The 24,656-nt window shown below is 63.4% G+C and carries 18 protein-coding genes and 1 CRISPR repeat array; of the genes, 3 read left to right on the top strand and 15 right to left on the bottom strand.

Going from position 1 to position 24,656, the window contains the following annotated elements; all coding sequences use genetic code 11:
- Positions 1 to 38 precede the first annotated feature (38 nt).
- The 4 genes from XaFJ1_RS14155 to XaFJ1_RS14140 all read right to left on the bottom strand — a co-directional run bounded on the left by XaFJ1_RS14155 (position 39) and on the right by XaFJ1_RS14140 (position 4,725).
- A complete protein-coding gene (locus XaFJ1_RS14155; RefSeq protein WP_012917367.1) occupies positions 39 to 1,253 on the bottom strand; it encodes an ABC transporter permease in 1,215 nt (404 codons plus the stop codon).
- Positions 1,254 to 1,268: 15 nt separating this feature from the next.
- Positions 1,269 to 2,591, bottom strand: a complete 1,323-nt coding sequence (locus tag XaFJ1_RS14150; RefSeq protein WP_012917366.1) for an ABC transporter permease — start codon at positions 2,589 to 2,591, stop codon at positions 1,269 to 1,271.
- A gap of 30 nt (positions 2,592 to 2,621) precedes the next feature.
- Positions 2,622 to 3,338, bottom strand: a complete 717-nt coding sequence (locus tag XaFJ1_RS14145) for an ABC transporter ATP-binding protein (protein ID WP_012917365.1) — start codon at positions 3,336 to 3,338, stop codon at positions 2,622 to 2,624.
- A gap of 118 nt (positions 3,339 to 3,456) precedes the next feature.
- Positions 3,457 to 4,725, bottom strand: coding sequence for an efflux RND transporter periplasmic adaptor subunit (locus XaFJ1_RS14140; RefSeq protein ID WP_012917364.1), 1,269 nt, complete (start codon positions 4,723 to 4,725; stop codon positions 3,457 to 3,459).
- A gap of 214 nt (positions 4,726 to 4,939) precedes the next feature.
- Between XaFJ1_RS14140 and glmS the strand changes: the two genes are divergently transcribed.
- Positions 4,940 to 6,772, top strand: a complete 1,833-nt coding sequence (gene glmS, locus XaFJ1_RS14135; protein ID WP_012917363.1) for a glutamine--fructose-6-phosphate transaminase (isomerizing) — start codon at positions 4,940 to 4,942, stop codon at positions 6,770 to 6,772.
- 12 nt (positions 6,773 to 6,784) lie between these two features.
- Positions 6,785 to 8,675: direct repeats of the CRISPR family, unit length 31 nt; unit sequence GTTTCAATCCACGCGCCCGTGAGGGCGCGAC.
- Between the two features lie 188 nt (positions 8,676 to 8,863).
- Here the strand turns inward: glmS and cas2 are convergent.
- The 9 genes from cas2 to XaFJ1_RS14090 form a co-directional block, all read right to left on the bottom strand.
- Positions 8,864 to 9,154: a CRISPR-associated endonuclease Cas2 gene (gene cas2, locus XaFJ1_RS14130; protein WP_012917362.1), complete on the bottom strand. Its 291-nt coding sequence runs from the start codon at positions 9,152 to 9,154 to the stop codon at positions 8,864 to 8,866.
- A 15-nt stretch (positions 9,155 to 9,169) separates the two neighbouring features.
- Positions 9,170 to 10,204, bottom strand: a complete 1,035-nt coding sequence (gene cas1c, locus XaFJ1_RS14125; RefSeq protein ID WP_012917361.1) for a type I-C CRISPR-associated endonuclease Cas1c — start codon at positions 10,202 to 10,204, stop codon at positions 9,170 to 9,172.
- A 2-nt stretch (positions 10,205 to 10,206) separates the two neighbouring features.
- Positions 10,207 to 10,839, bottom strand: coding sequence for a CRISPR-associated protein Cas4 (gene cas4, locus XaFJ1_RS14120; protein WP_012917360.1), 633 nt, complete (start codon positions 10,837 to 10,839; stop codon positions 10,207 to 10,209).
- A gap of 18 nt (positions 10,840 to 10,857) precedes the next feature.
- Positions 10,858 to 11,724 (bottom strand): type I-C CRISPR-associated protein Cas7/Csd2, encoded by an 867-nt coding sequence (cas7c, locus tag XaFJ1_RS14115; protein ID WP_012917359.1) that lies wholly within the window; start codon positions 11,722 to 11,724, stop codon positions 10,858 to 10,860.
- On the bottom strand, positions 11,721 to 13,568 hold the full coding sequence (cas8c, locus tag XaFJ1_RS14110; RefSeq protein WP_012917358.1) for a type I-C CRISPR-associated protein Cas8c/Csd1: 1,848 nt from the start codon (positions 13,566 to 13,568) through the stop codon (positions 11,721 to 11,723). The genes cas7c and cas8c overlap by 4 nt, the downstream gene beginning before the upstream one ends.
- Entirely contained in the window at positions 13,565 to 14,179 is a 615-nt protein-coding gene (gene cas5c / locus XaFJ1_RS14105) for a type I-C CRISPR-associated protein Cas5c (protein WP_230596870.1), read from the bottom strand. The genes cas8c and cas5c overlap by 4 nt, the downstream gene beginning before the upstream one ends.
- A 246-nt stretch (positions 14,180 to 14,425) precedes the next feature.
- Positions 14,426 to 14,731, bottom strand: a complete 306-nt coding sequence (locus XaFJ1_RS14100; RefSeq protein WP_012917356.1) for a hypothetical protein — start codon at positions 14,729 to 14,731, stop codon at positions 14,426 to 14,428.
- 63 nt (positions 14,732 to 14,794) lie between these two features.
- Positions 14,795 to 17,086 (bottom strand): CRISPR-associated endonuclease Cas3'', encoded by a 2,292-nt coding sequence (locus XaFJ1_RS14095; RefSeq protein WP_012917355.1) that lies wholly within the window; start codon positions 17,084 to 17,086, stop codon positions 14,795 to 14,797.
- 180 nt (positions 17,087 to 17,266) lie between these two features.
- On the bottom strand, positions 17,267 to 17,767 hold the full coding sequence (locus tag XaFJ1_RS14090) for a hypothetical protein (protein WP_012917354.1): 501 nt from the start codon (positions 17,765 to 17,767) through the stop codon (positions 17,267 to 17,269).
- Positions 17,768 to 17,923: 156 nt separating this feature from the next.
- Here XaFJ1_RS14090 and XaFJ1_RS14085 point away from each other — a divergent pair, with 156 nt between their 5' ends.
- Entirely contained in the window at positions 17,924 to 20,155 is a 2,232-nt protein-coding gene (locus XaFJ1_RS14085) for an NADP-dependent isocitrate dehydrogenase (protein WP_012917353.1), read from the top strand.
- Between the two features lie 199 nt (positions 20,156 to 20,354).
- On the opposite strand, the gene rho is transcribed toward XaFJ1_RS14085, so the two are convergent.
- Both rho and trxA read right to left on the bottom strand, forming a co-directional pair.
- Positions 20,355 to 22,100 (bottom strand): transcription termination factor Rho, encoded by a 1,746-nt coding sequence (gene rho, locus XaFJ1_RS14080; RefSeq protein WP_045757038.1) that lies wholly within the window; start codon positions 22,098 to 22,100, stop codon positions 20,355 to 20,357.
- Positions 22,101 to 22,341: 241 nt separating this feature from the next.
- On the bottom strand, positions 22,342 to 22,683 hold the full coding sequence (gene trxA / locus XaFJ1_RS14075; protein WP_012917351.1) for a thioredoxin TrxA: 342 nt from the start codon (positions 22,681 to 22,683) through the stop codon (positions 22,342 to 22,344).
- A 203-nt stretch (positions 22,684 to 22,886) separates the two neighbouring features.
- Here trxA and rhlB point away from each other — a divergent pair, with 203 nt between their 5' ends.
- Positions 22,887 to 24,599 (top strand): ATP-dependent RNA helicase RhlB, encoded by a 1,713-nt coding sequence (gene rhlB / locus XaFJ1_RS14070; RefSeq protein ID WP_012917350.1) that lies wholly within the window; start codon positions 22,887 to 22,889, stop codon positions 24,597 to 24,599.
- Positions 24,600 to 24,656 lie beyond the last annotated feature (57 nt).

Below are 24,656 nucleotides of genomic sequence, written 5' to 3'. Positions count from 1 at the left end.
CGCGAGGATGGAGATGGAAAAACATCGCGTACTTCTGCTTACGCGCTGCGCGTAGCGATGGCCGGTGGCACGGCAGCGGCGCGCAGCGCCGGGCCGAGGACGGCGAGTTGGCCGAGTGCGCACAGTAGTACGGCGCCGACAGGTAGATCGCCGACCGGCAAGCGCTCTACTTCGAAGAACCGCATCAGCAGCACGTTCCCGCCATAGGCCAACACCATGCCCAGTGCCACGCCCGCACCGACGATGAGCAGGTTCTCGATCTGGAAGTAGTGCAGGATGTCGTGGCGGGTGGCGCCGAGCGCGCGGCGGATGCCGATCTGCTTGGTGCGTTGCTGTACCCAAAAGCTGGCTAGGCCGATGATACCGAGCGCGGTGACCAGCAGCATCGCGACGATGACGGCGACCAGCAAGCGGGTCATCGCACGGTCGTTCTGGAAATAGACTTGGCGCAGTTCGTCCAGCGGTCGGCTGTACACCTTGTCCAGGACGGCGTCGGGCGCGGCGCGCGTTACCGCGGCGCGCGCCTGCGCGAGGACGCGCGGCAACGCATGCGGATCGGCGCGCAGCACGTACATGCCCGATTGCGCCGCCTCGCTTACCGGGATCAGCACCGACCAGTCGCTGCCGATCGCGCCATCTTCGCTGCGGCCTGGATCGGGCCGGGCCAGGTGATCGAGCACGCCGATCACCCGGAAGTGGCTGCTCGACCAGAATTCTCGGCCCAACGGATCCTGCCCTGGCCACAGGTGTTCGGCCAGCGCGCGGGTGATCCAGACGTCGGCCTGTGCCGAGGCGAAATGCTCGAACGGTTGATAGTCCGCGTCGTTGAACTCGCGACCACGGCTGGGGTGCAGGCCCAGGGCGGCGACCGCGCCAGGGCTGGCGGTGTAGAAGTGCGGCACTCCATCGTTCGTGGTGCAGTCTCGATCCAGGCACACGCCGTTATTGCCGGTCGGCGGGACGAAGGGCACGCTGTTGATGCTGCCTGCCGCGCGCACGCCGGGCGTGCGGCGAATGGCATCGAGTACCCGCGCGTCCAGATCCATCGTGTTGCAGCCGTCGCAGCCGTGAAGGGACACCAGCCCCAGCGCGGCTTCGTCGATACCGCTATGCAGATGCACCAACTCCAGGCGGTTGCCGATCAGCAAGAAGGCATTGCACAGCACCGCGCAGGCCAACGCGACTTCCAGCCCGATCAGCATTGCGGCGATGCGGTGGCGGAACAGGGCGGACAGAATGGGTCTGATCTGCATCGGATGTTCCCTCGCTCACAAGCTCTTGAGTTGCAGGGCCGGCGCGATGCGGCTGGCACGCAGCGCGGGAAACACGCCGGCAGCGAGGCTGCAGGCCACGGTCAGGACGAAGGTGCCGGCAAACATCGGCACGTCCAAGTGCGCCAGATCGGCGTAGGCGGTGGATTGCTGGCGCACGCTCCACAGTCCGATCAGGGTCAGTAGCCAGCCGCCGCTGCCACCGATGACGCCGATGACGCTGGCTTCGACCAGGCACTGGGCGAAGATCGCGCGCCTGGATGCACCCAGCGCGCGGCGCACGCCGATTTCACCGCCACGGCGTAGGAACTTCGCCAGTAGCAGGCCGACGCTGTTGAACAGACACAGGCCCAGAAACGCCAGCGCCAGCCAGTTCTGCAGGCGCACGTCGTCGGGGACGACCCGGTTGTGGTCCAGCCACTGCGGCAGGGATAGCAAGCGTGCCGTGTCGGAGTGGCCGATGCGTCCGGCGGCGTGTTGCTCGGTGGCGTAGTCGGCGAGCAGGCGACGGTAGGCGGCGACCTTGTCGGGCGAGTCCAGTTGTACCCACAACTGTAGCCATACGCACGGTGCGCTGCGCAGATCCAGTGGCTGTGTCGACCGGCCGAAACAGGTCCACGGCTGTAGATTGCCGGCGTTGATCTCCAGGCTGCTGGACAGCGGCATGAACACGTCCTGCGGCTTGCCGTAGAAGCTGGCGGTATCGCCATGTGCGAAGCTGCCGCCGGCCAGTGTGTAGAACTGCGGCGAGGGCCGCCAGGGCGCCAGTACGCCGACGATGCGCACGACGGCGCCGCGCACCAGCAGGTGCTGGCCGACGCTGTTGCGGCCCTGGAACAGCTTGGTATTCAAATCGTCCGAGATCACCGCTACGCGCGCATGGTCGCGGTCATCCTGCGCGCGCCAGCCACTGCCGTCAGCGAACGGCACCTGAAACATCGGGAAAAAATCCGCTTGCGTGGACAACAGTTGGGTCATGAACGCCGGGCCGGTGCCGTCGGCTGCGCGCAACTTGATCTCACTCTCGGCGACCATGGCCTGGCGATCGGCGTGCGCGTTCTTCCACAGATCCATCGCGGTGAGGTAGTCGAGTTTGTCGAGCGGCTGCCGGGCTTGGCTGCCGGGCGGGCGCGGGTCGACCTGCGGATAGAAGATCCGCTGGCTGTGTCCGGGCAGTGGATCGCCGGACAGCAAGCGCATCACCGTCAGCGTGGTCATGGCCGCGCCGATGCCCACGGCGATGGACAGCACCATCAGCGTGGTGAGCACCGGGCTGCGGCGCAGGCTGCGTAGCGCCAGATGCAGGTAATAGCCGAGCATGGCGTTCCTCGTGGTTCTTTGCCGTGCCGGTTACGTATTCGTCGCTGCGTCGTTGCCGGCATCCGTTAGCATCGGTTCGCGCAGCAGGTCGGTGGCCTGCCCGTCGACAATATGCACGTTGCGTTGTGCGCGTGCGGCCAGGTCGGGGTCGTGGGTGACCATGACGATGGTGGCGCCCTGTGTGTTGATCTCCTCCAGCAGTTCCATTACTCCGCGCGCCATCTGCGAGTCGAGGTTGCCGGTCGGTTCGTCGGCCAGCAACAGGCGCGGACTGCCAGCCAGTGCACGCGCGATCGCCGCGCGCTGCTGCTGGCCGCCGGAAAGTTCGGACGGGTAATGTTTCATCCGCGACCCCAGCCCGACCCGGCCCAGCGCGTCTTCGATACGTCGCTTGCGTTCGGCGGCGGCCATGCGGCGATAGCGCAACGGCACATCGACGTTGTCGAACAGGTTCAGATCGGGGATCAAGTTGAAACCCTGGAAAATGAAACCGATTTTTTGGTTGCGCATGCGCGAGCGCGCATCGTCGTTGAGATGGCTCACGTCCTGCCCGTCGAGCAGATACTGGCCGCTGCTGAAGGTTTCCAGCAGCCCGGCGATGTTGAGGAAGGTGGTTTTGCCGGAGCCCGATGGCCCGGTCACGGCGACGAATTCGCCTTCGCGCACATGCAGATCCAGCGAGCGCAACGCATGCGTCTGGACCTGTTCGGTACGAAAAACTTTGGAGACGGAGTGCATTTGCAGCATGACGGTGTTCCTTGAAAGGGGAGTGGTGTGTGGAGTCGGGATTTGCAAACGCCAACGTATTCGATTCGCTTGTGCCGTTGCTGTTGATGTTTCGTTTGCATGTTCCGAATCGCAGATGTCAGTGGATCGTCACGCGCGGCGCATCCCCGAACAAGTCGCTGCCGGAGACCACGACCCGGTCGCCCACCTGTAGGCCCGAGCGCACTTCGACTTCGCTCAGGCTGGTGACGCCCAATTGCAACGGGCGGCGGACTGCGGAGTCGCCGTCCATGACGTAAGCGAAGTGGCCGCCGGATTGTTCGACGAACGGACCGCGTTCGAGTTTGAGCACGTTGTGGCGGGTGTCCAGCAACACCCGCGCGCTCATCCGCTGGCTCTGGCGCAGGCCCGGCGGTTGTGTGTCGGTGAAACGAATGCGTGCGTTGACCTCGCCGTTGACCACTTCCGGGGACACCGCCGAGAGCGCGCCGGCGAACGGTTCGCCGGCGCCGCTGGTCAACTGTGCCGGCATGCCGATCGCCAAGTCGCGGGCAAAACTTTCCGGCACTTTGATCTCCAGTTCGAACTTGGACAGATCGACTACGCTCAACACCGGTGCGTTGGCGGCGAGGTTGGTGTGCTGCGACACCTGCACCTGGCCGACCTGACCATCGAACGGCGCGCGCAAGGTCAGCAGATCCACCTGGCGCTGCACCTCGGCGACCACCGCGCGTTGGCGCTCGGCCAGCAGGCGCTTGTTGCGCGCGTCCAGGCTCGCGCCGCGGCTCTGCAGATCGGCGTCTTTTTGCGCGTGGCGCATCGCGATATCGGCTTTTTTCAAGGTGTCCTCCGCCTTGGCCAACTCCACCTGCGGCACCGCGCCGCCAGCGTAACCGCGCTGGTAGCGCTCCAGATCGCGGCTGGCGGCCTGACGCTCGATCTGCGCCTGGTCGATGGATTTGCTGGCGTTGGCACGCGCCAGCACCGCATCCAGATCGGCGCGGCTTGCCTCCGCTTCCAGGCCGGCCAGCGTCGCTTCTTCCTGGGCCAGCTTGCTGCGCAGTTCCGGACTGTCGATCTCGGCCAGTTCCTGATCTTTTTTGACCACGTCGCCGGCGACTACTTTCAGCGTTACGGTGCCGGCGGAGATCGCGTACAGGATGGGGCTGTTGGCGGCAATCAGGCGACCGTCGGCGGAGATATCGCGGACCAGGTCGCCGCGATTGACCGTGGCGATGCGGACCCGTTGCGCGTCGAACGAGCGGCTGCCGGCGATCCAGCCACGCACGGCGAAGCCGATGCCCAGCAGTAACGCCAGCCCGATCAGTCCCGGCCATAGCCAACGGCGCCACGCGACGGTGCGGGGGAGAGTGAGGACCTGATCCTGGGCGGAGGTGTCGCGGATCATCGAGTGGTGGTAGCGTGGTAGTGAGGATGGTCCATCCCAAGCACGGCTTGTGCCAGCTGCAACTAATTGAATTTCATTGAATTTGTGCGGTCGAGATGGGTGTCCGGCTGTCCGCGGACGTGTTCGCGGACATCTTGTCCATTCGACGTCAATGACGAGACATTTCGTGGACACGGTGAATAAAATGCATGCTTTCGACAAATAAGGCGTGGCTATGTGCGGAATCGTCGGCGCGATTGCGGATCGCGATGTCATCGCACACCTGATCGAGGGGCTGAAGCGGCTGGAGTACCGCGGCTACGACTCCGCCGGCATCGCCGCGATTGCCGATGGTCGCGTGCATCGTGTGCGTCGTACCGGTCGCGTGGCGGAAATGGAAAGCGCCGCACTCGCTGACGGATTGCGGGCCACCGTGGGTATCGGCCACACCCGTTGGGCCACCCATGGCGGCGTCACCGAGGCCAATGCGCATCCGCACGTGAGCCATGGCGATCTGGCCCTGGTCCACAATGGCATCATCGAAAATCACGAACAGCAGCGCGAACGCCTGCGTGCGCTGGGTTATACGTTCGAATCGCAGACCGACACCGAGGTCATTGCGCACCTGATCCACCATCACATGGCCCAGGGCCGCGATCTGCTCGGCGCGTTGCAGGCGACAGTGAAGGAACTGACCGGCGCCTATGCGCTGGCGGCGCTCAGTAAGGCGTATCCAGATGTGCTGGTCTGCGCGCGCATGGGCTGTCCGTTGCTGATTGGCTTGGGCGAGGGCGAACACTTCATCGCTTCCGACGTTTCAGCGGTGATCCAGGCCACGCGCCGGGTGATTTTTCTGGAGGAGGGCGACACGGCGCTGCTGCGCCGCGATGGCGTGCAGGTGTACGACGCGGCCGACCATGCGGTGCAGCGCGAGGCGCACGTCTCCGACGTCTCGCTGGCGTCGCTGGAACTGGGGCCCTACCGCCACTTCATGCAGAAGGAAATCCACGAACAGCCGCGTGCGTTGGCCGACACGTTGGAAGCGTTGTGCGATGCCGGCAGTTTCGATAGCGCGCTGTTCGGCGCCAACGCCGACGCGCTGTTGGCCGATGTGGACGGCGTGCAACTGCTGGCTTGCGGCACCAGCTACTACGCCGGGCTCACCGCGCGTTACTGGATCGAAGCCATTGCCGGCGTGCCGTGCAGTGTGGAAATCGCCAGCGAATACCGCTATCGCGACGCCTGCGCCAACCCGCGGCAATTGATCGTGACCATCTCCCAGTCCGGCGAAACCTTGGACACGATGGAAGCGCTGAAATACGCCAAGTCACTGGGCCATACCAAGACCTTGTCGATCTGCAACGTGCCGGAGAGCGCGATCCCGCGCGCCAGCGCACTGGTGATGTACACCCGTGCTGGCGCCGAGATCGGCGTGGCCTCGACCAAGGCGTTCACCACCCAATTGGCGGCGCTGTTCCAACTTGCCTGTGTGCTGGGCAAGCAGCGCGGACGGCTGAGCGCGACGCAGGAAGCCGACTACCTGGAGCAACTACGTCATCTGCCGGGCAGCGTGCAGCACGTGCTCAACCTGGAGCCGCAGATCGCGGTGTGGGCCGAGCGTTTTGCCGACAAGCACAATGCGCTGTTTCTCGGTCGCGGACTGCATTATCCGATTGCGTTGGAGGGCGCGCTCAAACTCAAGGAAATCACCTATATCCATGCGGAAGGCTATCCCGCTGGTGAACTCAAGCATGGCCCATTGGCGTTGGTGGACGCGACCATGCCAGTAGTGGTGATCGCGCCCAACGATGCGCTCCTGGAAAAGGTGAAATCCAACATGCAGGAAGTGCGTGCACGCGGTGGTGAACTGTTCGTCTTCGCCGATCAGGACAGCAATTTCCACGCATCCGAAGGCGTACACGTGATTCGCACGCCGCGTCACGCGGGCCTGCTCAGCCCGGTGCTGCACACCGTGCCGGTGCAATTGCTTGCCTATCACACTGCGCTGGCGCGCGGCACCGATGTGGACAAGCCGCGCAATTTGGCTAAGTCGGTGACGGTGGAGTAATCCAAGGTGTTCGTTTCAATACAGGCGCCCTTGAGGGCGCGACTAGCCTAGCCACCACCAGCGTGCGAAATGACAAGGTTTCAATCCACGCGCCCGTGAGGGCGCGACGCCTGCAGGGTGTGCCGGATGGCTGGACGCTTGTGCCGTTTCAATCCACGCGCCCGTGAGGGCGCGACAAGCCGCGCTGCCGTGAATCTCTCCACGTTGACTGGCGTTTCAATCCACGCGCCCGTGAGGGCGCGACCGGCTCATGCGATGGCCCTCCCGTGTACGTAGTACATGTTTCAATCCACGCGCCCGTGAGGGCGCGACCTGGCATCAGCCCATACAGCTACGGAGAGGACGAAATCGTTTCAATCCACGCGCCCGTGAAGGCGCGACCGCGCGCGCCCAGTCCTCAGCGGCCTTCCTACCGTTGTTTCAATCCACGCGCCCGTGAGGGCGCGACTTGCCCATTTGAACAGTGAGGGAGAGTCAGATGAGTTTCAATCCACGCGCCCGTGAGGGCGCGACCTGTAACGCCAGACCAGCGGGCCGCGGCTGAACTCGTTTCAATCCACGCGCCCGTGAGGGCGCGACGCGCCGCCCTTGACAATTGCGACAATAGCCAGGATGTTTCAATCCACGCGCCCGTGAGGGCGCGACCTTGCTGAAGCGCATCGCTCAAGAGGCCCAGACTGTGTTTCAATCCACGCGCCCGTGAGGGCGCGACCCAGATAGCGCATGGGGTGGGTGAGCATTTCCAAAGGTTTCAATCCACGCGCCCGTGAGGGCGCGACCCGGCTCATAGGCGGGTTCTTTGCCGAGGTCTAGGCGTTTCAATCCACGCGCCCGTGAGGGCGCGACCCATCATTCGGCCCCGACCGTCGTGCATTCGCACATGCGTTTCAATCCACGCGCCCGTGAGGGCGCGACCGTCAGATCACGTCCGGACGCAACAGGGTTAGGAGTTTCAATCCACGCGCCCGTGAGGGCGCGACCCACTCCCAAGATGCCAACGGCGCAGCTGTATACCGTTTCAATCCACGCGCCCGTGAGGGCGCGACAGTTGCAGACCCTGCTGGGCAATCAGGATGAAGTCGTTTCAATCCACGCGCCCGTGAGGGCGCGACCGACCATCAATCTCTATGAGTACGCCAGCAAGGTCGTTTCAATCCACGCGCCCGTGAGGGCGCGACCGTACAGATTGAGTCGGGAAGGCAATACGTCGTAGTTTCAATCCACGCGCCCGTGAGGGCGCGACCTCGCGACTACTACGACGGCGCGCAGCTTACGGCTGTTTCAATCCACGCGCCCGTGAGGGCGCGACCTCGATGAAATTGTCGGGGCGAATGCCCCTGTGCAAGTTTCAATCCACGCGCCCGTGAGGGCGCGACCCCGTACCGAGTGCCAAGCGTTGCTGGCACGACAAACGTTTCAATCCACGCGCCCGTGAGGGCGCGACCCCAAGCGCGAGCGCCAAGAAGGCTAGCTCGCGCAAGTTTCAATCCACGCGCCCGTGAGGGCGCGACCTCTGCATCGCCTCAGCGTCCGCACGATCATTGCGGTTTCAATCCACGCGCCCGTGAGGGCGCGACCCATCTGACACTGAAAGGAGCATCCCCGTTATGAAGTTTCAATCCACGCGCCCGTGAGGGCGCGACGCATGGTGCTCGAACAGGTCTCGCGCAGCTACCAAGTTTCAATCCACGCGCCCGTGAGGGCGCGACGTGTGCGCGGCGCCAGGACGAAGCGCGATTGGTGGTTTCAATCCACGCGCCCGTGAGGGCGCGACTCGCTACGACAAGGTGCGCGGCGGCGTGCGCAACGTTTCAATCCACGCGCCCGTGAGGGCGCGACCATGCCGTGCTGTTCGGACATGCGGCGGATCCAGTTTCAATCCACGCGCCCGTGAGGGCGCGACCCCCGTCAGGATAAAGCCTGGCGTGTGCTTGAGGAAAAAACCTGTTTTCGCGAATCGCATCTCGACCGGGCGATTGCATGCTCTTGTGTCCGGGGGGGGAGGGTCTGAGAGTCGGCTTTCTTTTTTATATCAATAGTTTGCATTTTTTGCGAACCTGCGGGTGAATTCCCGGTCGCTTGGGGTTCGCGTCAAAAGATCAGTGGGCCTTTGAGGTCAAGGCTGGGTTTGGCGCCGACGTGTTCGACGCGGGCTTCCCACTTTGCACCGAGGTGGTAGAACCTCAGGCTGTCGATGTCCGGGTCTATCAGGTCGCACAGGCGTTGTCGTAGTGCGGTCCATTGCGCCGGGTCCACTTCGATCTCGAAGACCGAGAACTGCACGCGTTGACCCAGGTCGCGACAGGCTTTGGCTACCTTGCGCAGGCGCTTGTCGCCTCCCGGTGAGCTAGTGCTGACATCGTAGCTGACCAAGACCATCATGTGACGACTGCCATTTTATTTCCAGAAAAAGGAGGGGTAGCCATCGAGGTCGCCGCGCAAGTGCCGGGCCAGGAGTTGCGCCTGGACGAAGGGCAACAAGCCAATGTCGACTTTTTCGCCCAGGAATGCATGCTGGAGTTGCTCGCGTTTTCGTTCCTGATAAGCGATCAGGACAGTTTTGCGAGCATCGTCCTTCAGTAGGACTGCACCATTGTCGAAGACCTGGAAATCGCGTTCGTTCAATTGTCGGCGGTTGATCAGCGACAGCGCCAGCCGCTCCCCTAGCAAGGGCCGGAATTCCTCTGCCAGATCCAGGGCGAGACTGGGGCGTCCTGGTCGGTCGCGATGCAGGAAGCCGACCGCCGGGTCCAGGCCGACGGTCTCCAGGGCCGAGCGGCAATCGTGGGTGAGCAGGGTGTAGAGGAACGAAAGCAGTGCGTTGAAGGCGTCGCGGGGCGGTCGGCGATTGCGTCCGCCGAAGCGCAGTAGCGGCTGTTCGGTGCGCACCAGTTGATCGAAGACGTTGAAGTAGGCCTGCGCCGCTTCACCTTCCAATCCGCGCAACACGTCCACCTCGGTTTCGATGAGGATGCGCTGGGGAATGCGCTTGAGCCGCTTCAATGCGTGCTGAAAGGCGGGCACATCGGTCAGTCGGTCGCCATGGTCGCGCCAGCCGCGCGCCAGCACCGCACGCTGGTTGTGGATCTTGCCCGCCAACAGGTGACGGACGATGGTGGCGCAGCGGGCCGGATCGTCGCTGCGCCGGTATTGCTCGCGTCGCAGCAGCACGTTGCCGGAGACCGGGCCTTCGACGCGCGCCAGGAAGCGCCCCTGCGGAGTGAGGTAGCAAATACTGATGCCTTGCTCGGCGCAGAAACCCAGCAGTTGCGGTGAGACCGCGACGCGGCCGATGCAGACCAGGCTCTCGAGCATGTGCACGGGTAGCCGGGCGCGCTCCTGGCGCTCCACTTCCATGACGATATTGGCGCCGTCCTTGCGTAGCCAGGCGCCATCGGTGGTGGCGTACAGGGTGTTGAGCTGGCGGCGCATGTTCAGTCTTCCTCGGCGTCGATCTGACGGCGCAACCAGGCTTCGACGCTGCCTTGGCCAAGCAGGCGTGGCTGGCAGAGGTCGATCAAGGAGCAGGCATCGCAGCGCCGTGCATCGTAACGTGCGCTTGGTGTGGTGCCAGCGTGCAGCATCGCGCGTGTGTCGGCGATGGTGCGCAGGGTGAGGTCGCGCAAGGCGGAATCGAAGGCAACCTCCTTGCGTCGGCGTGTTTGTCCATAGAACAGCGCGCCGCTGAGAATCGTGCGGCCCAGCATGTGTTCCAGGCACAAGGCCTGTGCGCATAGCTGCACTTCGTCGGCGCGATGCGCCTTGGGGCGACCGCGCTTGTATTCCACGGGGAAGGCGATCTCGCCATCGCCGTCGTGATGGAATTCCACCACGTCGGCTTTGCCGGTAATGCCCAGGTCCTGTGCCAACAACGGCATCGCGGTGACGGTACGCACGCCACGCCGGCGCTCGGCCTGCGGCGCATCGGCGCGCTGATGCAACAGCCGCCCCTCGGCGGTCTGTCGGTTCTCCGCCCATTGCTGCTCCACATGGATCAGCGCGCACTGACGCGGGCAATACAGGTAGTGCTGCAGGGCGGAGAGCGGGATCAGGTCGGCGTCGTCCATGTCCCGCTCCCGGGTCGATCAGAACAGCTCGGTCAAGGTAATGCCAGCCGGCAGATCGCGATCGATGACCACGCGGTAGTCGGCGAAGCTACGTGCCGGTCCGTTGTCGGAACCTTCGTCTCGCTCAACCTTGACCTTGTCGAATAGCATGTGTGCTGGCGCGTTACCCATTGGATGTTCGTGTTTGAACACGATCAGCTTGCGTGCGGCCATCTCGCCGCGCGCAGCGGAGCGGTCGTGCTCGAACAGGTTGGTGAGCGCACGCCACAGCAACTGTAGGTCTTCCTCGGAGAAACCCGTGCGTTCGGCCAGTTTTGCGGAAATGAAGCCGTGAGCGCGGTACAGGCCGTATGGCAGGATGTGCTTGCGGCCCATGGTGCGCTCTTTTTCGAGGTCTTTCTCGTGGGTGACCGCCACGCGGGTGATCGATACTTCCAGCGGCAGCACCGGCTCCACCGAACTGGCGAAGGCAAGTTGGACAGGGCCACGCACTTGTCCGGAGTTGACCTCGGTGGTCATCACGGCACCGAAGCTGCGTACATCGAAGAAATTGGCGCACATCCACGCGGTGAGTTCGCGCGCTTTAGCCTCGTCCTTGGGTAGCTTCTTGGTCTCTGGTTCGATGCCCAGTGCAGCATAAGCCTGCTTGTGCTGATTATTGAGTACCGACTTTTCCTGCATGTAGATCGCATAGCCGGATTGGCCTTCCTTTTCCAGCGCGACGTAGTTGCGGATCTTGCGCTTGAGCGCCACATCGGTGACGAGCCCACGGTTGGTTTCCGGGTCCAGTCGCGGCAGGTTGCCAGCGTCGGGATCGCCGTTGGGATTGCCGTTGGTGACGTCGAACAGGTAAACGAACTCGTAGCGGTGGGCAATGGCGCTCATACGTTCTCTCCTTCGGAAGTGGTGTCGTGGGCGTCCTGGCCGTCCTTGCGGACGAAGCGCGCTTTGGACTGATGGTAGTAGCCAATCGAGAAAAATCCTTGGCTCTCAATTTTTAAGGATCGCGGATATGGACCTTTCAGATGACTAATGATTTCTTCGACATCTCGCTCGATAGCACCGGCAATGCGCTTTTCACCTTCGCCCATCTTTCTTAACTTTGAAATATGATTCTGGAAGTTTTTTATTAGGGAAGGGAAGACTAGCCTTGGAGTGGTTGATGCAGATCCATAGTACTTGTCCTTTATATTTGAGCTTACAGCGCCCAATGCTTTCTCTTGAGCGTTATAAAATAGGAAAAAAAGCCGTCCGAGTAGGTAGCCTGGGTCGGTGTTGCTTGTGTCAAGACTCATGGGTGGTTCCTTCTGGTCGGTGGGCAGTCCCTGTTGCGTGTTCAAACGCGCCTGGCGTGCCAAAACGGCTCGGCACAGGGCAATGCGTAATGGAGTGAGTTGTCCGTCGGCGCGGAAGCGCATGACGATCGCGCCGAGCAAGCTGCCCGGATAGCGTGTGCCGGCAAGAATCGACCGGGTCAATTCGCCTGCGAGCAAGGGCGAGACGTCTTCGGCCTTGGGTTTGCCATGCTCGCCGTAAACGGGCGCGGTTTGCAGGGCAAGGAAGGCGGGCGTTGGCGGGCGTTTCCATGCCGCTGGGACGAGCGTCAGATCGTCGTAGTGGTCTGCCTGGCGTTTGACGAACTGGCGGAGTGTCTGTGTCTCCCAGAAGCGGATGGACAGGCGCGAGGCATTGGGTGCCAGCCCGAGCACGAAAATGCGGGCGTCGTCATCCAGCGTGTCGTCCAACTCGCGCAGGGGCAGTGCCTGTCTTACCTGTTCGAGGGCCAACTCCAGGCGTCGGGTAACCTGGCCGTCGGCTATGCTGGGGTCGTCAGCTTCGTCGACGCGCATGAAGTCGGCGAAGACGTCCTCGGCATTTTGTGCGTGTTCCGCCGTTTTCGCTTGCGCCCAGAACACCACGGTGGTGTCGCCGATCTGCACGCGCTGACGGTTATGCGGGTCGCGCCGCAGCAGGTGATTGAGTGCGGTGGTGTAGGCGAAGGCGGCCTGCTCTGACACTGGGGCGTTTTCGCCCTGGCTTTTGCCGTAGGAGGTGAAGGCCTCGAGATTGAACGAAACGATGGAAGCGCCGGAACTCTGTGCACCGTTCACGCCCTTGATGGCAGGATGCAGCCGCGCTAGCGGCGCGTGCCTGCCGCTGACCAGGCAGATGCCTTCGGGGCTATCAGTGCCATGGCCTTGTTGTCGGTCCCACGCCGCACGCGCGGCTGTGCGTTGATGCAAATAACCGCTGTCGCCTTGCAGCTTGAACACGATGTTCGCATCCAGCAAGGCCTCGCCATGACTGACGAACTGCGGGTGGTCTGTATACTGCGCAGGCGTCCACGTTTGCAGAAACGCCAGCAACGCCCGCAGGCCAGGATCGTCGCTGCCGGCCAGCGCTTGCTGATGTAAGGCGATGAAGGCGGCATGTTCCTGCTCGCTGCGCTTGCTGCTGGCGCTGATGCCGAGTGTGTAGCTGGTTTTGTCCCACAAGAAGTTGGACTTGATTCCCGCAGTGCGCTTTTCCGGCTGTGGCACGCTCATCGCCATGGCGAGCCGTTTTTTGCCCTCGGTGCTGTGTTCGTCATTCACATCGACGACGCGACCGTCGGCGGCCAGCACGACGGTGTAGCCGATGTTCTGCTGGCTGTAGCCGGGCGCAGCGATACCAGATTCGGGATCGTCCAGTAATCGCTGGTAGAAATCGGCGAGGGCAGACAGAATCATGTGTGCACCTCGTCGTCGTGCGAGGGTGGCACCACGACGCGACCATCCACCATGTGTGCGCGAAAGAAGCGTGGGGTCATGCCATCGGCAAAGTCGATGTCGTGCAGCATCCAGCCCAGGTCGCGTTCGCCGCCCAGCGACGGATCGCTGGGCGGTGGTGCATCGTCAGCTTCGAGCAGGGAGAAGCTGGCCGGGAATTCGCGGGTGCCCAGACAAGGCGCCTGGAAGCATTGTCCGCGCCGCGCGCGGCGGTTGAAGATGTCCAAGTGCTTGCCGACGTTGTCGTCGGGGCCAGCCTTATCGGTCAACTCGAAGTGCGCGGCGATAACGTAGCCGACATCGCGTAGCAGGGTGGCTGCGCGCTGTTGCCGATCCTCATCGACGTAGCTGACCAAGCCATCGGTGCGCCCGGCTTTGATCGCCTTGCTGACGCTGGCGGCCGACAGCTTGCCACCAACTTCGTTGCGGCGGATCGACTCGAAGCGGATGGGCTTGAGCACCTGGATGCTGTCCACCACCCAGCGGATCGATGGCTTCCAGTGGATCGCTTCCAGAATGCCGCGTGCCGCTGATGGCGTGATGATGTCATACGACATCCGTTCTACTTTCATTTCCGGACGCGTAAACAGCGCCCGTTCGCCCCAGATATGGAGCCTGACTCCGTAGCTCATCCTTGTTCTCCTTTGCTTATTTAAGGTATTTCCAAAGTTATTGCATCCGCATTTGATTAAGTTGAAGTGCATTCGATGACATCAGGAGCATCAACGATAGCAAGATGTTTGGAAGTCCCTCTCTGACAGTCGTCAAAGAGGGAGTGCTTCCGATTCAGCATTTCTCCGTCAGTTTCAATCCACGCCCTATAACAATTTCTCGATCAAATGGTCGATGAAATGGGAGCCGAGAATCGTGGCAACGAGGGCGACAATCCAAACCCAGGTCGATGGCGTGTCACGTCTTTTGATGTCCATCTTGTCGATCAACTTATCGATGAATGCTTGCGCGACAAGCATGCGTTCTATATCAGTAGAGGTGATATCCATCTTGTCGATCAAATGATCGATGAGGGAAGGCTGGACGAGAATCGCGGCAACGAGTAGAGCAATCCAAACCCAGGTTGATGGGTACTTGGAGTCCGGATCTTTTTCGTATGGCGACGAGTTCATGTCTGTGGCCGCTTTGGTTTGGACGGCGCCACTATAACATTTCTTCTGACGAAGTAAAGCTGATCACCAAAAAAGCTGCTCTCCCTCCAAAAACTGCGGGTTGTCCCAATGCAACCCGAACCGGGCGTCGTACAGGCGTGGATTACACAGGCGCACGAATTGCTCCTCGCCGCAGCGCTCGGGTGCGACCGGGGCGATAGCGTGCGCCTGCCAGAGCGCCTTGTAGGCCTGCTCGGGCACCTGGACCAGCCAGGATTGCAGGCGGCGGGCGGCACCGGCCACGCTGACACGCTCGGCATGCTCAAGCTCGTGCAGGACTTCGGCGACCTCGGGCACTTCCTTGTCCGACTCCATCGCGTAGGGGGCGTAAGGCACGATCAATGGACGCATGGTGGTCTGGATCACGTTGAACTTGCGCGCAAGTGTGTTCAGGGGAAGATTGTCGATGGTGGACTTGCGCAGTAGGCTCAGGATTGCCTCGTTGTCGAGTCTGTCATCGCCAAGACGATGATAGAGTTTGCGAAAGTAGCTGTGGATGGCGTCCATTGCCAGCAGGTCGCCGTGATGCTCGCGCTCGACATCGCGGAAGACTTCGGCGAACAGTTCCAGTTCCCTCGGTGGCTTCCAGTTTGTGTTGGTTGGCGCGAAGACGCGTACTTCGCTGCTGTCGATGTCCCACTCCATGTTGCGATTGCAGCGACCAGCGGCCTGGGCAATGGAATCCAGTCCTGCTTCGGCGCGTAGCACCAGCGGTACGCTCAGATCTATCCCAGCTTCAATCAAACTGGTCGAGACAATCCGGCATGGCCGGCCTTCCTGCAAATCTTTTCGTATCTGTGCGAGCACCACACGGCGATGCCGCGCATGCATCAGCGTGGTCAGATGGCGTGCGCCCGGCTGATCGGCGATTGCGTTGAACAAGGCATGTGCGTGGCGACGGTTGTTGACGATGCATAGCACCTGCTCGCGTTGCCGGAGCTGATCGGCCAGCGCATCGTCGTCCAGAGGGCCGACATGCCGCACGCGTACACGGCGCAGTTGCGTGTACAGCGCCTGCGGTTCATTCGCCAGTTCCTCCACCTGTTCGAGGCCGTCGGCGAAGCCCTGGTCCTGGCGCAGCGCGGGTTGGGTGGCGGTACACAGCACCGGGCTGACCCGATAGTTGAGCGCCAGCTCGTCCAGCAGCGCCACACACGGGCGCAATAATTTGTATGGCAGGGTCTGTGCTTCGTCCAGGATCACCACGCTGCCGGGGATGTTGTGCAGCTTGCGGCAGCGCGAGGGGCGGTCGGTAAACAGGCTTTCGAAAAACTGCACGGCGGTGGTGACCACGATCGGCGCGTCCCAGTTGTCCATCGCCAGTTTGCGCTTTTCGATCGCCTGCGGCGCCTTGCTCGGATCGTCGAAGAAGGCGCTGTGATGTTCCAGCACCACAGCGCTGTTGTCCTGCGCGCCGAGCGCGTGACGGAAGACGCTGGCGGTCTGGTCGACGATGCTGGTGAACGGAATGACGTAGATCACCCGGCGCAGCCCGTGCACGATGGCGTGATCCAACGCGAATGCCAGCGATGCCAGGGTCTTGCCGCCGCCGGTCGGCACGGTGAGCGAGAACAGGCCAGTGCGCAGATGGGCCTTGGCGCGCACGTCGTGCAGAATCTGCGCCCGTACCGGATTGATGCCACCTTTGCTCGGGAGGCCAGCCAGATGCGTGTCGAGGCGTTCGCGCAGTTCTGCCAGTGTCGGCTGCGCACCCACTTCTTCTTCGCGTGTCTTGCGGCCTTCGATGCGCCGGTAGAAGTCGTCGGTATCGACGAAATCGGCATCCACTAGACAGGAGAAGATCATCCGTGCCAGTAGCGTCATCTGGAAGGCGCGGCGTTCTGGACGGGGATGGCGGGCGAAGCCCTGCGGAAATTCCAGCTTGGCCGGCAGTGTCAGTTCGCGCTCCCAGTCAGGTAATAAGGGAGGCAACGCCTGTGCGCGATACTCCTCCGACAGCCGTTCGTGTAGCGAGGTGCGAGAGGAGTCTTTGTCCTGGCGTCCGTCCGCCAGCCCGGCGTGATGTCCAGCGATGGTGTAGGCCAGAAGTTTCCCACCATCGCCATAACGCGCACAAGCAATCCGCGCCCCCCAAGTGGCGTGATCCACCTTGGCGGGGTCGCCGTCTAGGCGCGCCTGGAATTTCTCGGTGTATTTGCCGAGATCGTGCAATTGCCCAGCGACCCGGGCCAGCAGTTGTCCGCCGAAGGGCCCGGCGTGGCGCGCGGCACGCTCGCCGACGCCGTTCAGATGATCGGCCAGACCTTGCCAATTGCTACGATCGCTGCGTTCGGTCGAATGCGCATAGAACGCCATCGTGTCTCCCTGTCTCCATTCCATAGAGGGCGTGCCCTGGAACCGCCGCCGATGCGCCGAGCATACGCTGGCCGTGCGTGGGGGATGCAGACAAATCGCAGGAGCATGCTGGGGTCGTGCCGACCGCTACCAAGCGCCGTGCGGCGGCCTTTGGGCAGGCGCACGGCACGGCGCTTTACCTCATCGCGTGGGCGGTGTCGCGGTCACCGGGAAACGATGGTCCAGCAATTCGATCAAGTTACGTTTGCGTTGATAACGCTGCCGCAGTTGCGCAAGGTAAAGGTCGAAGCGGGTCGGGTCGCCCTGGTGGCGATAGATCCGTTGCAGTGTCGGTAACAAGTCCATTGCCGTCAGATACTCTTGGTGCTGGGTGCGCGCGATGGCGGTTTCGATCAGGTGCTCGCAGATCGGCAGGGTGGCGGTTGGATCGAGTGCTTCTGCCTCGGTCAGGAGGTACGTCAAGGTTCGGGACGAGAGCGTCGGGATGTGTCCTTGCGCCATGTCCAGGGCGCGCTGCGCTTGTCCTTCGGCAAGCAACAGGCAGATGCGCAGCTCACGCACACTGGTACCCCTGCGCCGCGCTGTGCGGTCATCGCGTGCTTCCAACGCACGTTCGCGCCATGGCGCCCAGGGGGCGAGTGCCAGTGCGGCTTCGCGCAGTGCCAGGTAGGTGCTTTCCATCGGCCGCTGGCGCTTTGCCCGCGGCCTAAAGACACGCGACAATGCACGGTATAGCCGATGTTCGGCGTTCCTCGGTTTCGCGCTCATTGGTCGAAACATACCTCGCCGCACTGTCGGTCCTGCTTTCTTCTCATGCCAGAGGTCATCCATCGCGTCATGTCGAATACGCCCAAAATCCTTTACACGCTCACCGATGAAGCTCCGTACCTGGCGACGCAGTCGCTGCTGCCGATCGTCGCGGCGTTCGCCGGTACCGCGGGCATCGCGGTGGAGACGCGCGACATCTCATTGGCCGGTCGTTTGATCGCGCAGTTTCCGGAGTCTCTGCGCGAGGACCAGCGCATCGCCGACGATCTGGCCGAATTGGGGCAGCTGGCCACCACGCCGGAAGCCAACATCATCAAGTTGCCCAACATCAGCGCCTCGGTGCCGCAGCTCAAGGCGGCGATCAAGGAACTGCAGCAGCAGGGCTATGCGTTGCCCGATTACGTGGACGAGCCGAAGAACGCGCAGGAGCGCGACGCCAAGGCGCGCTACGACCGGGTCAAGGGCAGTGCGGTCAATCCGGTGCTGCGCGAGGGCAATTCCGACCGCCGTGCGCCGGCGTCGGTGAAGCAGTACGCGCGCAAGCATCCGCATCGTATGGGCGCGTGGAGCGCGCAGTCCAAATCGCATGTGGCGCATATGGACGCGGGCGATTTCTACGGTAGCGAGCGCTCTGCGCTGATCGAACAAGCCGGCAGCGTCAAGATCGAGTTGATCGGCAAGGACGGCACGGTGTCGGTGCTGAAGGAAAAGACCGCGGTGCAGGCCAGCGAGATCATCGATGCGGCGGTGATGAGCAAGCGTGCGCTGGCGGCCTTCGTGCAGGCGCAGATCGCCGATGCCAAGCAGCAGGGCGTGTTGTTCTCGCTGCATCTGAAGGCGACGATGATGAAGGTCTCCGACCCGATCATGTTCGGTGTGGTGGTGGAGGCGTTCTATCGCGACGTGCTGGACAAGTACGCGGCCACGCTGAAGCAGGTGGGCTTCGATGCGAACAATGGCATCGGCGATCTGTATGCGCGCATCGCGGCGTTGCCGGACGCGCAGCGTGCTTCCATCGAGGCCGATCTGCAGGCCCTGTACGCGCAGCGTCCGAGCTTGGCGATGGTCAACTCCGATAAGGGCATCACCAATTTGCACGTGCCCAGCGACGTGATCGTCGATGCCTCGATGCCGGCGATGATCCGCGACTCGGGCTGCATGTGGAACGCGCAAGGCAAGCTGCAAGATACCAAGGCGGTGATTCCGGACCGCTGCTATGCCGGCGTCTACCAGGCGGTGATCGAGGACTGCAAGCGGCATGGCGCGTTCGATCCGGCGACGATGGGCAGCGTGCCCAACGTCGGCCTGATGGCGCAGAAGGCCGAGGAATACGGTTCGCACGACAAGACCTTCCAGATCGCCGCCGATGGCGTGGTGCGGGTCAGCGCTACCAGCGGTCAGGTGCTGTTGGAGCATGCGGTGGAAGCCGGCGATATCTGGCGCATGTGCCAGACCAAGGACGCGCCGATCCAGGATTGGGTCAAGCTGGCGGTCGAGCGCGCGCGCCTGAGCGCGACCCCGGCGGTGTTCTGGCTGGATCCGCAGCGCGCCCACGATGCGTTGATGATCCAGAAGGTGGAGCGTTACTTGCGCGATCACGACGTGACTGGCCTGGATATCCGCATCCTGCCGCCGGTGGAGGCCACCGCGTTGTCGTTGCAGCGCATTCGCAAGGGCGAGGACACCATTTCGGTGACCGGCAACGTGCTGCGCGATTACCTCACCGACCTGTTCCCGATCATGGAACTGGGCACCAGCGCGAAGATGCTGTCGATCGTGCCGTTGATGGCCGGTGGCGGCCTGTTCGAGACCGGTGCCGGCGGTTCGGCGCCCAAGCACGTGCAGCAGTTCGTCGAAGAGAATTATTTGCGCTGGGATTCGCTGGGCGAGTTCCTGGCCCTGGCCGCGTCGCTGGAACATCTGGGCCAGCGCCACCACAGTGCCACCATCGGCGTGCTGGCGCGCACCCTGGATCAGGCCAACGGTCGGTTCCTGGACACCGACAAGTCGCCCTCGCGTCAGGTGGGGGGGCTGGACAACCGTGGCAGTCACTTCTACCTCGCGCTGTACTGGGCGCAGGCGCTGGCCGCCCAGCACGAGGACGCCGCGTTGCAGGCGCGCTTCGCGCCGCTGGCCAAACGGCTGACCGAGCAGGAAGCGACCATCGTCGCCGAACTCAACGGCGTGCAGGGCCAGCCGGTGGACATCGCCGGTTATTACCGCCCGGACCTGGCCAAGGTGGCCGCTGCGATGCGACCGAGCAAGACCTTCAACGACGCGCTGGCGTTGTTGTCGGCCTGAGTCGTCGCACGTCACGCACCCGCTGCCGCAGATCGCGGTCGCGGGTGTGTGTGGGGCCGTTGTGCTGCTGCGTGCGTCGCGACGCCGCTCGATAGACAGACGCTCGGATCGTCCGCTGCGCAGCGTCGGCGGGCATTGACCGCCAGAAACGCAAACGCCCCGCCGAAGCGGGGCGTTTGGGGCGAAGCGGCGCCGGACTTCAGCGCTTCATCGAGCTGAAGAACTCGTCGTTGGACTTGGTGTTCTTCATCTTGTCCAACAGGAATTCCATCGCGGCGATCTCGTCCATCGGGTGGAGCAATTTGCGCAGGATCCAGATCTTCTGCAGCAGTTCCGGATCGATCAACAGGTCTTCGCGGCGGGTGCCGGAGCGGTTGATGTCGATGGCCGGGTACACGCGCTTCTCAGCGATGCGGCGGTTCAGATGCACTTCGCTGTTGCCGGTGCCCTTGAACTCTTCGTAGATCACCTCGTCCATCTTGCTGCCGGTCTCCACCAGTGCCGTGGCGATGATGGTCAGCGAGCCGCCTTCCTCGACATTGCGCGCCGCGCCGAAGAAGCGCTTCGGGCGGTGTAGCGCATTGGCGTCGACGCCGCCGCTGAGCACTTTGCCGGAGGACGGCACCACGTTGTTGTAGGCGCGGGCCAGGCGGGTGATCGAGTCGAGCAGGATCACCACGTCCTTCTTGTGTTCGACCAGGCGCTTGGCGCGCTCGATCACCATTTCGGCGACCTGCACGTGGCGCGCGGCCGGTTCGTCGAAGGTGGAGGAGATGACCTCGCCGCGCACGGTGCGCTGCATTTCGGTCACTTCTTCCGGGCGTTCGTCGATCAACAGCACGATCAGGTGTACGTCCGGATGGTTGGTGGTGATCGCCGTGGCCACCTGCTGCATCAGCATGGTTTTACCGGCCTTGGGCGGGGATACGATCAGTGCGCGCTGGCCTTTGCCTTGCGGCGCCATCAGGTCGAGGATGCGGCCGGAGATGTCTTCGGAGGAACCGTTGCCGCGTTCCAGGGTGAAGCGCTTGCGCGGGAACAGCGCGGTGAGGTTCTCGAACAGGACCTTGTTCTTGCTCGCTTCCAGCGGCTCGCCGTTGATGGTGTCGACGATCGACAAGGCGAAATAGCGTTCGCCGTCCTTGGGAAAACGGATGCGACCGGAGAGATGGTCGCCGGTACGCAGGTTGAAGCGGCGGATCTGGCTGGGCGAGATGTAGGTGTCGTCCGGGCCGGCCAGGTAGCTGGCCTCGGCCGCGCGCAGGAAGCCGAAGCCGTCCGGCAGGATCTCCAGCACGCCGTCGGCGGCGACGCCTTCGCCGTGGCGGGTGAGCACCTTGAGCAGCGCGAAGATCACATCTTGCTTGCGCGCACGCGCCACGCCGTCCTGGATGTTGAGTTGTTCGGCGATGTCGAGCAGCTTCTGCGCCGGCATCCGCTTCAGGTCGCTCAAGGAGTAGATTGGGAAGCCTTCAGGCACGCTGGCGTGCACCCGCGGGACGAAGACTTCGTTGGCGCCGTTGTCGCTGGGCAGGCCGTTGTCCTGGAAGCGCTCGCGGTTGCGGTCGCGGCGATTGCGGAAGCGGTCGCGGCGATTGCCCTGCTGATTGTTGTTCTGGTTCTGATTGTTGAAGCGCGGGTTGCCGCCTTCGCGCGGCTCTCCGCCATCGTTGGCGTTGCTTGCGTGTGGCGGCGGAGCCGGTTGCTCGCCGTTGCCGGCTGCGCCGCCATGGCTGGATGGCGCCGGTGCATGTTCTTGGGCAACTGGGCGGGGCGCATCGGCCTGGACCGGCGCAGCGGGCAGCGGCAGGTTCGGCGGCGCAGGCGTACCGTGGTCGGCGCCACCCTCGGTGTCAGCCGTGGCCCTGTTGACGCGCGGCTTGCGCACGCGTTTCTCGGCGGGAGCGTCGATGCTCCCGGGTTCGGAGATGGTGTGATCGGACAAAGTGGTGGTTCCTCGCTTAAGAGTGCGAGCACCCAAACGTAGGGAGCAAATGGATTGGGAGCGGGTCTGGGAGAGAAACTTCCAGAGGGGGTGCGGTGCGCGAATGCCACCGGATGCGCCGACACTATCACCGCCGTGTAACTACGGCAAGCCCGCGCTTGCAGGCGGTTCAGCTACCAGCGTAAGGCCACCGGCGTACCCGCGAGCCGCTACGGAACGGAGCGGCTCGCCACGGCGGGCGTCAGGCGGCTGCGCCGCCCAGAGTCTTGTCGATCATCTGGGTCAGCTGGCCCTTGCCGACCGCACCGATCTGGGTGGCCTGGATCTGGCCGTTCTTGAACAGCAGCAGCATCGGAATCGAGCGGACGTGGTACTTGATGGCCGTGGCGCGGTTCTCGTCCACATTGATCTTCGCCACCTTCAGCCGGCCGTCGTAGGCCTCGGCGAGATCGTCTAGGACCGGCGCGATCATCTTGCACGGGCCGCACCATTCGGCCCAGAAATCCACTAGGACCGCCTCGTCCGATTGCAGCACCGCGGTATCGAAATCGGCGTCGCCGACGTGTAGGACCTTGTCGCTCACTTTGGAAAATCTCCTGGGTCAATGCGAGCGACCGGACCGGGTGGCCGCCGCATTGCGGTAAACTGGGGTATTGCGCGTCGAAATCAAGGGATTCCCCCTGTCGCGCGACCCGGTATGGAAGACGCCAGTGTGCGACGCTGCCGGGACCGACGCAAGCTGCGACCTTACGCCTTGGGCGGGGGTGGCCCCAAGAAGATGGAAAGATGAGCGACAAACCGCTGACAGATTTGACTTTTTCCGCGTTCGACCTGCAACCGGCACTGCTGGCAGGGCTAGAAGGCGCGGGCTTTACCCGCTGTACGCCGATCCAGGCGCTGACCCTGCCGGTGGCCTTGCCGGGCCGCGACGTGGCCGGGCAGGCCCAGACCGGCACCGGCAAGACACTGGCGTTCCTAGTGGCGGTGATGAACCGTCTGCTCAGCCGCCCGGCGTTGGCCGATCGCAAGCCGGAGGACCCGCGTGCGCTGATCCTGGCGCCGACCCGCGAACTGGCGATCCAGATCCACAAGGACGCGGTCAAGTTCGGCGCCGACCTCGGTCTGCGTTTTGCGCTGGTCTATGGCGGTGTGGATTACGACAAACAGCGCGAACTGCTGCAGCAGGGCGTGGATGTGATCATCGCCACCCCTGGGCGGCTGATCGACTACGTCAAACAGCACAAAGTGGTGTCCCTGCACGCCTGCGAGATCTGCGTGCTGGACGAAGCCGACCGCATGTTCGATCTGGGTTTCATCAAGGACATCCGTTTTCTGCTGCGGCGCATGCCCGAGCGCGGGACTCGGCAGACCTTGCTGTTCTCGGCCACGCTCAGCCATCGCGTGCTGGAGCTGGCCTATGAGCACATGAACGAGCCGGAAAAGCTCGTGGTCGAAACCGAAAGCATCACCGCCGCGCGCGTGCGCCAGCGCATCTATTTCCCTGCCGACGAGGAGAAGCTGACCCTGCTGCTGGGTCTGCTCTCGCGCAGCGAGGGCGCGCGCACCATGGTGTTCGTCAACACCAAAGCGTTCGTCGAGCGCGTGGCGCGGGCGCTGGAACGCAACGGCTACCGGGTCGGCGTGCTTTCCGGCGACGTGCCGCAAAAGAAGCGCGAGACGCTGCTCAACCGCTTCCAGAAGGGCCAGTTGGAAATCCTGGTGGTCACCGATGTGGCCGCGCGCGGCCTGCATATCGACGGTGTCAAATACGTCTACAACTACGACCTGCCGTTCGACGCGGAGGATTACGTGCACCGCATCGGCCGCACTGCGCGGCTGGGCGAGGAAGGCGATGCGATCAGTTTCGCCTGCGAACGCTACGCGATGAGCCTGCCGGACATCGAGGCCTACATCGAGCAGAAGATCCCGGTCGAGCCGGTGACGGCGGAGCTGCTGGTGGCACTGCCACGCACCCCGCGCGTGGCGGTGGAAGGCGAGGCCGCCGAGGCCGAGGGTGATGACAGCATCGGTGAGATCTTCCGCGAGGCGCGCGCTCAGCGCGAGGCCGACGAGCAACGTCGCGGCGGCGGCAAGTCCGGCGGTGGCCGTAGCGGCCCTGGTGGGCGCGGTGAATCGCGCGGTGCCGATGGCAACCCACGACGCCGGCCACGCACCCCGCGCCCAGTCGACGCCGCCGCAGTGACCGATGCTCCTGCGCCCGCCGTACCGAAGCCTGCCCGCGTGGCCGCCGAGGGCGTGCCGCTGGTAGAGGGCGAGCGTCCGCCGCGTAAGCGCAGGCGCCGTCGCGGTGGGCGGCCACTGGACGCGGCCGAGGGCGTGCAGTCCGGCAACGTCGCGGTGTCGGCCAAGCCGGTGCAGGTCGTGGCTACGCCGGTCAAGGCCGCACGCCAGGGCGAGCGCGCGGCGGCGTCGGTCAAGAACGATTCGTTCCTGACCCGTCTCGGCCGCAAGCTGCGTTCGCTGGTCTCCGGTTCCTGAGCCGCGGCGTCCGTCCGCCGTGCGCTGTATGTGTTCGGTGGACGAATACCCTGGGCG

It is taken from the genome of Xanthomonas albilineans (assembly GCF_009931595.1).
In the GTDB taxonomy this organism is placed as follows: Bacteria; Pseudomonadota; Gammaproteobacteria; order Xanthomonadales; family Xanthomonadaceae; genus Xanthomonas_A; species Xanthomonas_A albilineans.
The sequence above is the reverse complement of the archived record's forward strand: the minus strand, read 5'-3'. Positions and strand labels throughout refer to the sequence as shown.